At 40.6% G+C, this 12243-nt stretch carries 9 protein-coding genes; 6 read left to right on the top strand and 3 right to left on the bottom strand.

The genetic code is table 11. The annotated features are described in order from the left end of the window. Positions 1-6: 6 nt before the first annotated feature. From HMPREF0663_RS10800 to HMPREF0663_RS10790, 3 genes are all read right to left on the bottom strand, one after another. A complete protein-coding gene (locus tag HMPREF0663_RS10800) occupies positions 7-1755 on the bottom strand; it encodes a bifunctional metallophosphatase/5'-nucleotidase (protein ID WP_004370577.1) in 1749 nt (582 codons plus the stop codon). Between the two features lie 162 nt (positions 1756-1917). Further along, positions 1918-2382, bottom strand: coding sequence for a MaoC family dehydratase (locus tag HMPREF0663_RS10795; protein WP_004370574.1), 465 nt, complete (start codon positions 2380-2382; stop codon positions 1918-1920). Between the two features lie 198 nt (positions 2383-2580). Further along, positions 2581-4197, bottom strand: a complete 1617-nt coding sequence (locus HMPREF0663_RS10790) for an NAD(P)/FAD-dependent oxidoreductase (RefSeq protein ID WP_004370573.1) — start codon at positions 4195-4197, stop codon at positions 2581-2583. 155 nt (positions 4198-4352) lie between these two features. Here HMPREF0663_RS10790 and thrA point away from each other — a divergent pair, with 155 nt between their 5' ends. The 6 genes from thrA to gcvH all read left to right on the top strand — a co-directional run bounded on the left by thrA (position 4353) and on the right by gcvH (position 12193). Further along, the gene (gene thrA, locus HMPREF0663_RS10785) at positions 4353-6788 is read left to right on the top strand and encodes a bifunctional aspartate kinase/homoserine dehydrogenase I (protein ID WP_016665099.1); all 2436 of its coding nucleotides are present in this window, start codon (positions 4353-4355) and stop codon (positions 6786-6788) included. Positions 6789-6811: 23 nt separating this feature from the next. Beyond that, positions 6812-8053 (top strand): cofactor-independent phosphoglycerate mutase, encoded by a 1242-nt coding sequence (locus HMPREF0663_RS10780; RefSeq protein WP_004370571.1) that lies wholly within the window; start codon positions 6812-6814, stop codon positions 8051-8053. Positions 8054-8094: 41 nt separating this feature from the next. After that, on the top strand, positions 8095-9396 hold the full coding sequence (gene thrC, locus HMPREF0663_RS10775) for a threonine synthase (RefSeq protein ID WP_036875487.1): 1302 nt from the start codon (positions 8095-8097) through the stop codon (positions 9394-9396). 151 nt (positions 9397-9547) lie between these two features. Next, entirely contained in the window at positions 9548-10510 is a 963-nt protein-coding gene (gene lplA / locus HMPREF0663_RS10770; protein ID WP_004370569.1) for a lipoate--protein ligase, read from the top strand. Between the two features lie 31 nt (positions 10511-10541). Next, positions 10542-11633 (top strand): glycine cleavage system aminomethyltransferase GcvT, encoded by a 1092-nt coding sequence (gcvT, locus tag HMPREF0663_RS10765; RefSeq protein ID WP_004370568.1) that lies wholly within the window; start codon positions 10542-10544, stop codon positions 11631-11633. A gap of 179 nt (positions 11634-11812) precedes the next feature. Continuing rightward, positions 11813-12193 carry a glycine cleavage system protein GcvH gene (gcvH, locus tag HMPREF0663_RS10760; RefSeq protein WP_004370567.1) on the top strand — a complete coding sequence of 127 codons (381 nt, stop codon included), beginning with the start codon at positions 11813-11815 and terminating at the stop codon, positions 12191-12193. Positions 12194-12243: the final 50 nt, after the last annotated feature.

The following is a 12243-nucleotide window of genomic DNA, read 5'->3' as shown; positions in this document are numbered from 1 at the left end:
CGTTTTCTATTTTCCGAATATCAGTTGTTTATCTCGCAATAGGGCTTGTTTTGTCCATGCCTCAGGAACAAACTTCCAATTATTATGCGCTTGCGGATTCAGAGTTCCCGCTCTTTCTATTTCTTTCATTAAATAATATCGCTGATCTTTCTCGCTTTCGTAAACAATACGCTTCTTCAGTTCCTCTCGGGGAATACCTGCACCCTTTGTTAAAAGCTCTCCGCCACCATTACCGCGATAACTATTCATCGCTACCTTGTACCATTGGTGCTCATCAAAAGGCCGCCCATCAGTCAAATGCAATATTTTTACTTTTTTTCCATTGGGCTTTGTAACATCTACTTCATAGTCTATACCGGCAGCACTGTCGAAGTTAAATGCTAAATTCTTAAATCCAAATCGCTGCTGGTCATTCTTGGCATCATCATTCAGAAGCATGATATGATCATCCGGTTTGGTCATAGTATTAACCCACAAATCATAACTCATTTCCAAATGTTTACGAATTTCTTCCCCTGTCATCTTCAATACGTAGATTTGATTTTCGTATCTATAAAGATTGAACATATCGCTGACATGTATATCTCCTGCCGATATGCTCGTATCAAAAGAAAGTGGGGCGTTGAAAGAAATATCGGCTCCGGTTATTTTGAGTTGTAAGTCGTGTATGAAATCGGTAAATGCAGCACTTCCAAAATAGCAATCACGGGTAAAAATTGAATGGGTGAAGTTGCCAATTTTTCGATTAACAAATTGCATAACAGAGTCTATTTCCGGTTGAAATCTTGATATAAATTCTTTGTTAATTTCTTGACTTTCAATGTTCACGACATCTCCTTCGATGTTTTTCTTTAATATTTTATTAGTGTTGTTATGCTGTCTATCGAATGTTATGGATATTCGAGCATCACTAATCATATATGCATTGCAAGAAGGATCCAAACATACGACATCCTTTCCTTCTATATTTTTCACTATCCCTTTGAATTTGGTGTGGTCGTGTCCGAATAAAATAAGGTCGAAGCCGGGGACTTCCCTTGCAACTTTCAGCGATGCATCCTCTTGATATTGGGCAGTTTCAATACCGCCTTCCTTTCCAGAATGAAACAGGCCTATTACCACATCAGGTTTCTCATGTATTTTGATATATTCCATCCAATACCTTGAAGAAGACACCATTTCATCGAACCTAAGCCCTTTCCATAGAGATTCGTTCAGCCAATTGGGTATTGCCGGTGTAAGCATACCGATAACTGCAATTTTCAAACCGTCTCGCTGTAAGATCGTATAAGGATGTAGATACGGCTTTCCTGTCTTCGTATCAATAACATTCGCTCCAAGCATAGGACATTTTACTTCTTTGATCCATTTATCATAAACAGCGTGACCAGTCTCGATATCATGATTTCCTATGGTTTCTGCATCATATTTCATATAATTAACGACAGATGCAGCTACGTTGGGCACAGACGGTTTTATGTAATTGCTATAATAACAGGTAGGTTGCCCTTGGAGAATGTCTCCGTTATCTAAAAGAATAAGATTACTGCCATAGACCTTTCGTAAAGAATCTACGTAAGTAATAACACGCGCCAAAGAACCGCTTTTGGGGGTGCGATTTATAAAATCGTATGGAAAAAAGCAACCATGGACATCACTTGTCTGAATAATCCTTAGATTTACTGTTTTTTCTGCAGACATTGCATTAAGGATTAAACAAAATGCTGCAATGTAAGTTAATAGGAGTCTTTTCATTGCTATATTGCTTTTTATTTATCATAATGTACATTATATGAAAAGTATATGTATACTGATTAAAAGGGTATTTTAGATTTCTTACTTAGCCGTTCCATGCTCCTTAGGTTTACAACTTAACTGCCTTAAAGAAGCAGGTTAATTAAGTCCTATGGAAAAACTTTAATTAAAATAATATAAGAATGTTGCTATTCCTTCCAATGCAGGTTTATGTTCGTTTTCTATTTCTATCTTAAATGCAATTTCCGTTTTACATATACCTCTCAGGTTTTCAATTTTATGCAATGTGGTAACTAATCTTACTCGACTGCCGGTTAACACCGGCTTTCCGAATTTCATTTTATCCATACCATAATTTACCAACATCTTTATATTGTTGACCTCTACAATTTGATTCCACAGGTATGGCAGCAACGATAATGTGAGGTATCCGTGTGCGATGGTACTTTTATATGGACTTTCCGCCTTAGCACGTTCTACATCTACATGTATCCACTGATGATCCAATGTGGCATCTGCAAACATATTGATACGGCCTTGGTCTATTAAAACCCAATCAGAATGTCCTAACTCTTTGCCTAAATGTACTGCAAATTCATTGTATGAATTAATAACTAACCTTTCCATAATCGATTTGTACAATGTTTAAAAACGTTAATGCGTAGTTTTTGTTATTCAAAATTAGCACGTTTATAGTGTTAAAATTGTCATATAACTACCTAAATATAGAGCTACAAAAGTACAAAATAATTCTGATAATTATACTTATTTCTTATTTTTATCTACTGTTTTTATTGTTTTTTACTACCATAAAAATAGCTGGGGTTACATTCCGATGGCAGTCATATATTCTGCACACATCGTTGCACATCTTTCGCCATCGACTCCTGCCGAAACTATTCCTCCTGCATATCCGGCACCTTCGCCACAAGGAAAGAGACCATGAAGGCGTATGTGTTGAAGTGTTTCCTTGTCGCGTAAGATACGTACGGGACTACTTGTGCGGGTTTCTACAGCAATCATCACAGCTTCATTGGTCAGAAACCCATGACTCATCTTACCGAAATTTCGGAAACCTTGTTGCAGACGTTCTACTATAAACTTCGGCATCCAGAAATGGAGCGGACTGGAAATGAGGCCGGGAGTATAAGAACTTTTGGGGAGATCATACGATAGACGGTTATTGACAAAGTCGCCCATTCGTTGTGCCGGTGCCGTTTGTCGTATATTACCCTGTAACCAACAATTGCGTTCCAGTTCTTCTTGGAAGCGCATAATAGAGAGAACGTCATTTTTATTCTTCCCTTCTATAGAATATTTTTTGGTATTTTGCAAGGCATAAATATCGTCAGGACGCACCTCCACTACCATTCCGGAATTAGACCAACGCGTGCCGCGATTACTCGGAGACATGCCGTTAACAACGATTTGCTGTGGCCCTGTGGCTGCCGGAATGACAAAGCCGCCGGGACACATACAGAAGCTATACACGCCACGTCCATCAATTTGGTTTACAAAAGAATATTCTGCTGCCGGCAAATACTTGCCGCGACCATTTTTATTATGATATTGAATTTGGTCTATCAGCTCTGAAGGATGCTCCAAGCGTACACCTACGGCAATTCCTTTCGATTCGATTTCAATTCCTGCATCTGCCAAATACCGATATATATCACGGCCACTATGTCCTGTAGCAAGGATTACCGGTCCGTGAAAAATTTTATTTGAATTGTTTTGCAGGTCGATGGCTTCAACGCCTGTTACACAGTTTTCCCTAATAACCAGTGATACCATTTTCGTTTGAAAATGTACCTCTCCCCCACTGTTCAATATCGTATTTCGCATATTCTCGATTACCCGCGGCAGTTTGTCGGTACCTATATGGGGATGAGCATCCGCAAGAATACTCGTAGAAGCTCCATGCTGGCAAAATACATTCAATATCTTGTCTGTAGATCCCCGCTTCTTACTTCGGGTATAAAGCTTTCCATCGGAGAAAGCCCCTGCCCCACCTTCGCCAAAACAATAATTACTTTCGCCGTCGACTTTCTGTATTTTGGTAATGAGTGATAGGTCTTTTTTACGTTCATGCACGTCTTTCCCACGCTCTAATACCACAGGACGAAATCCAAGTTCTATCAGTTTGAGCGATGCAAACAGTCCGGCAGGACCTTCTCCTACCACAATTACTTGCGGTTTTTCGCCCACATAAGGATATACAGTGCGTATATATTCATCGTCTTGCGGTGGTTCGTTGATATAAACTCGTACTTTTAGGTTTACAAAAACGGTACGCTGCCGCGCGTCTATACTTCGTTTTAGTATTCTTACATGTGTTACCGTTCGTGCATCTATACCTTTATCTTTTGCCAAAAAATCTATAATGGCTTGTTCGGAGAAAGCTTGTTGAGGCAATACGCGTAATTGATATTCCTCCATCATAAATATCTTATTTATATTATTTCTCCCGCAAAATTAATCAATTTGCCAATAAAAACATTGGTATTCCTAATATTTATTAGTATTTTTGTTGCCAAGTTTTTCCATTACCCCATTTGTTTTGGGGAGGGTTTTACATTATTAATATAGATAGAAAAATGAAAGTACTAAAATTTGGTGGAACATCTGTTGGTTCCGTAAAGAGTATTTTAAGTTTAAAACGCATTGTAGAGAAAGAAGCAAAACGGCAACCTATAATCGTTGTAGTGAGTGCACTCGGGGGGATTACCGATAAATTAATATCTACAGGACAATTGGCTTTGCAAGGTGATAATACATGGAAAGATGAATTTAGCACAATGGTAGACCGTCATCATAAGATGATAGATACAATTATCACAGAACCTAAGAGCAGAGAAGACTTGTTCAACGCAGTAGATTCGCTATTTGAACAATTAAAATCAATATATTATGGCGTCTTTTTGATACACGACTTAAGTGAGAAAACTCAAGATACGATTGTTAGTTATGGCGAAAGACTGAGTTCGAAAATTGTAGCTACCTTGATCAAAGGGGCTAAATGGTTTGACTCACGAGATTTTATAAAAACAGAACGTAAGCATGGAAAGCACACTTTAGATAGCGAACTTACCAACAAATTCGTTAAAGAAATCTTTGTAGATCTGCCCCGCATATCACTTGTCCCCGGATTTATCAGTCGTGATAAGAACACGTCGGAGACAACAAATCTCGGAAGAGGCGGATCAGACTATACTGCTGCCATTATTGCTGCAGCACTTGATGCTGAAATGTTGGAGATATGGACAGATGTAGATGGCTTTATGACAGCTGATCCCAAGGTGATAAAAACAGCCTACACTATAAACGAGTTGAGTTATATTGAGGCTATGGAGCTTTGTAATTTCGGGGCTAAGGTGATATATCCTCCTACAATATATCCAGTGTGCATCAAGAATATCCCTATTAGAGTAAAAAATACATTTAATTCGAATAGTCGGGGAACAATTATCAAGAGTAGGATAACCAATGATCGTAAACCGATCAAAGGTATTTCGAGTATAAAAGGAACTACTTTAATTACTGTTACAGGTCTCTCTATGGTAGGTGTCATTGGCGTGAACCGACGCATCTTTACTGCATTGGCTGAACGTGGAATATCTGTATTTATGGTTTCTCAGGCCTCTTCAGAGAATTCAACTTCTATCGGTGTGCGCGATATAGATGCTCAGCAAGCTGTGGATGTGTTGAACCGAGAATTTGCCAAAGAGATAGAAATGGGCGCCATGTTCCCTATGCATGCAGAGAGCAATCTTGCTACAATCGCTATTGTCGGTGAAAATATGAAGCACACACCGGGCATAGCAGGCAAACTTTTTGGTGTCTTGGGTAGAAGCGGCATCAGTGTGATAGCTTGTGCGCAAGGAGCGAGTGAAACAAATATTTCGTTCGTTGTGGACAATATGTCTTTAAGAAAATCCCTCAATGTCATACACGACTCATTCTTCTTGTCGGAATACAAAGTGTTGAATCTTTTTATATGTGGTGTCGGAACTGTTGGCGGAAAGCTGCTGGAACAAATACGTTCACAATATGAAGAGCTGAAAGAGCATAGCCGCTTAAAGTTGAATGTCGTAGGTATAGCCACATCAAGGAATGCGGTATTCAACCGTGATGGGATAAGCCTTGATACTTATCTTGATGATTTAAAAAACTCTGAACCAAGTAATGTTACAAGCCTCCGCGATAATGTAGTAGGAATGAATATATTCAATTCCGTATTCGTAGACTGCACAGCAAGTAAGGAAATAGCTTCTTTATACCAAACTTTGGTTGAGAATAATATCAGCGTTGTGGCTGCCAATAAGATTGCAGCATCATCTCAATACAGCGATTACATAAAACTGAAGCAAACTGCTTTGGCCCGCGGTGTGAAATTCAGATATGAAACAAATGTCGGTGCTGGGCTTCCCATCATCGGTACAATTAACGATTTACGTAATTCTGGAGATAAAATACTGAAGATAGAGGCTGTATTGAGCGGAACTCTTAATTTTATATTCAATGAGATTGCAGCTGATGTTCCTTTCTCGGAAACGGTAAAACGTGCCAAAGAACAGGGATACAGCGAACCTGATCCACGTATTGATCTAAGCGGAACCGATGTTATTCGAAAACTCGTCATACTGGCTCGTGAAGCCGGATATAAAGTAGAACAGGAAGATGTGGAGAAACATCTCTTCGTGCCCGATGATTTTTTTAGAGGAACTGTAGAAGACTTTTGGAAAAAACTGCCTATTCTTGATGAAGAATTTGAAAAGAAACGTAAACTTTTAGAAGAACAGAAGAAGCATTGGCGCTTTGTTGCGACAATGGATCACGGTAAAACGAATGTTGCTCTGCAGACAGTAGACAGCACACACCCTTTCTATAATTTAGAAGGAAGCAACAATATCGTGCTTCTCACGACAGAGAGATATAAGGAATATCCCATGCAAATACAAGGCTACGGTGCTGGGGCAAGTGTTACCGCAGCGGGCGTGTTTGCAAATATCATGTCGATAGCAAATATTTAAAGAATCGTTTTTACGAAACATATATGAAACATATTATTATACTTGGCGACGGAATGGCAGACCATCCGATAGAACGTTTGGGAGGCAAGACACTTCTGCAATATGCCAATACTCCCTATATGAATTTGCTTGCAAAGAATGGACGTACAGGGAGACTTATGACTATTCCTGAGGGATTTTTACCGGGCTCTGAAGTCGCGAATACCTCTATTTTGGGGTATGATCTTAACAAAGTGTATGAAGGTAGAGGACCTCTCGAAGCTGCTTCTATCGGCTACGATATGCATAGTGACGATCTCGCTTTGCGATGTAACATTATCTGTCTTGAGAATAGTGTTATTAAAAATCATCACGGTGGACATTTGAAGACAGAAGAAGGCGATATGTTTATCCGATATCTGAATGATAAACTTGGAAACGACCAGATCAAATTCATCACGGGTATTCAGTATCGTCACCTATTAATTATAAAAAACGGCAATAAACATATCTTATGTGCTCCCCCACATGATCATCCGAATGAGGAATGGAGGCCTTTATTGGTACGACCGGAGGATGGCTGGGCAGATAAAGCCGATGGAGAGAGAATGACAGGACAGGCAACCGCCGATCTTATTAACAGTTTAATCCTGCAGTCGCAGCAACTCCTTTCCGAACATCCGTTTAATAAAGAACGTGCAAAAAGAGGGTTGGATGTGGCAAACAGCATTTGGCCATGGAGTGGCGGTTATAGACCTTCAATGAAACCTTTGGGAGAAATATACCCGCAGATAACGAAAGGTTCCGTTATCTCCGCGGTCGATTTAATCAGAGGAATAGGAAAGTATGCCGGATTGCATCGTGTTGAAGTAGAAGGAATAACCGGTCTTGCCGATACCAATTACGAAGGAAAGGCCGAAGCGGCAATACGGGCACTGGAAACAGGCGACTTTGTCTTTCTTCATATCGAGGCAAGTGATGAGGCGGGGCACGACGGTGATCTTGAACTAAAACTAAAGACAATAGAATATCTTGACAGCAGAATTGTAGGCCCGATATATAATAAAGTGAAGGAATGGGCAGAGCCTGTCTGCATCGCCGTATTGCCCGACCACCCTACCCCCGTCGAGATAAGAACGCATGTAAAAGAGCCTGTTCCTTTTTTAATATGGTATCATGGAATTATTCCCGATGATGTACAAACATATGATGAAGTAAGTTGCGCATATGGTTCATATGGCCTTCTACATCTCGAACAGTTCATGAACATATTTATGAAACTTTAAACTCTTTCCGATAATTAATTTTAATGCTTCAATTTCGTAAAATGAAATATTATTCGACCAATGAGAATGCACCATTAGCGGGCTTATGTGACGCGGTAATAAGGGGACTTGCTCCCGACCGTGGGCTCTATATGCCGGAACGTATCGAACCTCTCGGGACGGATTTCTTCGAACATATACAAGATATGCCGTTTCAAGAGATTGCTTATATTGTAGCGCAAGCATTTTTCGGTGAGGATATAGAAGCCACTGCTCTGCGACAAATCGTTTGCGATACACTATCGTTCGATGTGCCTTGTGTAGAAGTTGCCGACAACATTTACTCGCTCGAACTTTTTCACGGCCCCACCCTTGCGTTCAAAGATGTCGGGGCAAGATTTATGGCAAGGCTCCTGCAACATTTCATCCGGCAAGAAAGAAAAGAAGAAATAAAAGTGCTTGTCGCAACAAGCGGCGATACCGGATCGGCCGTCGCCAATGGCTTTTTAGGTGTAGACGGTATTCATGTTTATGTACTTTATCCTGCTGGAAAAGTCAGCAAGATACAGGAAAGCCAGTTCACAACGTTGGGAAAGAATATTACAGCTATCGAAGTCAACGGAACATTCGATGACTGTCAAGCTCTTGTAAAGGCAGCTTTCATGGACGAAGAACTCAACCGTAGGCTCAACCTTACATCTGCTAACTCCATCAACGTGGCTCGTTTCCTACCACAAGCATTCTACTATTTCAATGCCTATGCCCAGATGAAACGAATGCGAAAAGCCGATAATCTCGTTATATGTGTGCCGAGCGGAAATTTCGGAAACATCACGGCAGGTCTCTTTGCACAGCAGATGGGATTGCCCATAAAAAGTTTCATCGCCGCCAACAACGCCAATGACGTGTTCTACCAATATCTACAGACGGGAGACTATAAACCGAAACCAAGCAAACAGACAATTGCTAATGCTATGGATGTTGGCAATCCCAGTAATTTCGCACGTATTCTCGATCTCTACAGTAATTCATGGGAAACCATCAAGAAGCATATCACGGGAGCTACATATACCGACAATCAAATCAGGGAAGCCATCAAGAAATGCTACGGACAGACGGGATACATTCTCGATCCACATGGTGCATGCGCTTACCGTGCGTTGACCGAAAAATTAAAACCGCATGAAGTCGGCATATTCCTCGAGACTGCCCATCCGGCAAAGTTCAAAGAAGTAGTTGACGATATCCTGAAAACCAATATCGAAATACCAGAACGCCTCGCTACATTCATCAAAGGCAAAAAGCAAAGCCTGACAATGAATGTAGACTTTCAGGCACTTAAATTCCTACTGCTTAATGTGTAAGCTGCATCACATTATTTTCCGTCTCCGTTATAAACAAAAAACGTTATCGCTTTTGTATAGGTCTTTCACCTATATTCTTTCTGCTTTTCCTTGCCCATATCGATAAATATTATGTATATTTGCAATCGAAGATACTTAAAACTACGTACTGATGGTTTACATTAGCATACCCGAAAAAGACAGGCGTTTGAGTTTCTATCTCGCAATGGAAGAACATATTGCACGCCATTTGGATGAGGACGATTGCTTTTTCATGTGGCAAGTACGTCCCTCTGTGATATTCGGACGCAACCAACTCATTGATAACGAAGTAAATACAGCATATTGCCGAAGTAACAATATAAGTATGTACAGGCGAAAAAGCGGTGGTGGATGCGTATATGCCGACATGAACAACGTGATGTTTTCATATATTACAAAAGATGAAAACGTGAGTTTTACTTTCAACAAATATATTCAACTTGTTGTAGAAGTATTGCAGAAAATGGGGGTAGACGCCGTAGCAAGCGGTAGAAACGATATCATGATTGATGGAAAAAAGGTATCTGGAAACGCATTCTACCATATCCCCGGGCGCAGTATTGTACATGGAACGATGCTTTATGACACAGACATGCAAAATATGGTGGCCAGCATCACGCCGTCCGACAGTAAGCTTGTGAGTAAAGGGGTGAAGAGTGTACGCCAGCATATTGCATTGCTGAAAGACTACACTCAGCTCACATTGTCCGAATTTAAAGATTTTGTAAGGCGCAACCTTTGTAAACGTGAACTTAAACTTACGGCCGAAGACATCAAGAACATAGAGGAGATAGAAAAGGAATATCTTGCGGATGAGTTCATTTATGGTAATAATCCGCGCTACACAATGATTAAGAAACAGCGGATAAACGACGTAGGTGAGCTGGAAATACGTATGGAATTGAAGAATAATATAATAAAAAATATCAATATCATGGGCGATTACTTTCTGACGGGCGACATAGATAACCGCATTCTGCAACCTTTGCAAAACACACCGTATAATAAGGAAGCAATCTCGAAAGCTCTCCCCGACCGCATAGATGATATAATACTTCACCTGCGAAAGCAAGATTTCGTCGACCTACTTTAAAAAAGAACCAATTTAAAAACACCTAAACAATATGGAAACCAAGCAAACCTGTCTTCACGACAAGCATGTTGCTCTCGGAGCACTCATGCAGCCTTTCGGCGGTTTTGATATGCCTATCCAATATTCCTCCATCATCGGAGAGCACAATGCTGTGCGTTGTCACTGCGGAGTCTTCGATGTTTCCCACATGGGCGAAGTATATGTAACGGGCATAGATGCCGAACGCTACGTCAATCACATCTTCACCAATGATATTACGAATGCCCCGATAGGGAAAGTATTCTATGGAATGATGCTCTATGCAGATGGCGGAACGGTAGATGATCTGCTCGTTTATAAGATGACAGAAAACGAGTTTTTTATCGTTATCAATGCTGCCAACATCGGTAAAGATGTAGATTGGATGCGCGAAAATGCTGAAGGCTTCGACGTCGCCATCGATCACTGTTCAGATTACTACGGTCAGTTAGCCGTGCAAGGTCCGGAAGCAGAAGCCGTTGTTGAAGAAGTTTTAAGTATTCCATGCAAAGAACTCGCGTTCTATACAGCAAAAACATTGGAGCTTGAGGGAGAAACCGTGATTATCAGTCGTACGGGCTACACGGGCGAAGACGGGTTCGAAATATACGGCTCGCATAGTTTTATCCGAAACCAATGGGATAAACTTATGGCAAGCAATCGCTGTAAACCATGCGGACTTGGATGCCGTGACACGCTCAGATTTGAAGTCGGATTACCTCTTTATGGTAATGAATTATCGGAAGGAATTTCTCCTGTTATGGCCGGATTAAGCATGTTTTGCAAGTTGGATAAAGAAGAATTTATCGGCAAAGAAGCCCTTATCAAACAAAAGACTCACGGGGTGGATAAAAAACTCGTAGGTCTTGCTTTGGAAGACCGTGCTGTACCTCGCCACGGCTATGCCGTGATGAAAGATGGTAAGCAAGTCGGAATAATTACAACCGGTTACCGTGGTATCAGCGTAGACCATAGTTTCGCCTTTGCCCTCATCGATACGGAGTACACGAAAATTGGTACCGAAGTAGACATACAGATACGCAAAAAACTTTTCCCAGCCATTGTAATCAAGAAGAAGTTCTACGATAAACATTATAAGAAATAAATCGTATGGGCCGAGGTCTGCGAACAGTATCTGTAATATGCACTCTCTATTATTGACAGATAGATGATCTATGCCATACAGATACATTACCTGTGTTCGACAGATGGCTGCTTAAATTCGACAGACTGTAGGAGCATCTTGATAAAAAGAAAGATTAAACAATTAAAAATAGAAATAATATGGCAAAAATTATTGAAGGACTCTATTATTCGGAGTCGCATGAATTTGTGAAGGTTGAAGGGGATTTCGGTTATATCGGTATTACAGATTACGCCCAGCACGAACTTGGAAATATCGTATATGTGGATATGCCCGAAATAGATGATGAGGTTACGATTGATGAAGATTTTGGAGCTGTGGAAAGTGTGAAGGCTGCAAGCGACCTGATTTCTCCTGTGAGCGGCATTGTCGTTGAGGTGAACGAGGCACTCGAAAATACTCCGGAACTTTTAAATAAAGATGCTTTCGGTAACTGGATTATCAAAGTTGAGCTTTCCGATAAGGCAGAACTCGATAAACTGATGAATGCTAAGGCCTACGAAGACTTTTGCAACCAATAGACAATTCATGATAAAGATACGGCACCCATACCGACTGTATCTGTATAGTT

Origin of the sequence: Hoylesella oralis ATCC 33269 (assembly GCF_000185145.2) — a bacterium.
In the GTDB taxonomy this organism is placed as follows: domain Bacteria; phylum Bacteroidota; class Bacteroidia; order Bacteroidales; family Bacteroidaceae; genus Prevotella; species Prevotella phocaeensis.
Note: the sequence above shows the minus strand (reverse complement) of the source record. Positions and strands in the feature narration are given on the sequence as shown.

What these genes read in the sequence shown, in the direction of transcription:
- HMPREF0663_RS10800 (WP_004370577.1), bottom strand. Translation starts at nt 1,755, where the DNA reads ATGAAAAGACTCCTATTAACTTACATTGCAGCATTTTGTTTAATCCTT.
- HMPREF0663_RS10795 (WP_004370574.1), bottom strand. Translation starts at nt 2,382, where the DNA reads ATGGAAAGGTTAGTTATTAATTCATACAATGAATTTGCAGTACATTTA.
- HMPREF0663_RS10790 (WP_004370573.1), bottom strand. Translation starts at nt 4,197, where the DNA reads ATGATGGAGGAATATCAATTACGCGTATTGCCTCAACAAGCTTTCTCC.
- thrA (WP_016665099.1), top strand. Translation starts at nt 4,353, where the DNA reads ATGAAAGTACTAAAATTTGGTGGAACATCTGTTGGTTCCGTAAAGAGT.
- HMPREF0663_RS10780 (WP_004370571.1), top strand. Translation starts at nt 6,812, where the DNA reads ATGAAACATATTATTATACTTGGCGACGGAATGGCAGACCATCCGATA.
- thrC (WP_036875487.1), top strand. Translation starts at nt 8,095, where the DNA reads ATGAAATATTATTCGACCAATGAGAATGCACCATTAGCGGGCTTATGT.
- lplA (WP_004370569.1), top strand. Translation starts at nt 9,548, where the DNA reads ATGGTTTACATTAGCATACCCGAAAAAGACAGGCGTTTGAGTTTCTAT.
- gcvT (WP_004370568.1), top strand. Translation starts at nt 10,542, where the DNA reads ATGGAAACCAAGCAAACCTGTCTTCACGACAAGCATGTTGCTCTCGGA.
- gcvH (WP_004370567.1), top strand. Translation starts at nt 11,813, where the DNA reads ATGGCAAAAATTATTGAAGGACTCTATTATTCGGAGTCGCATGAATTT.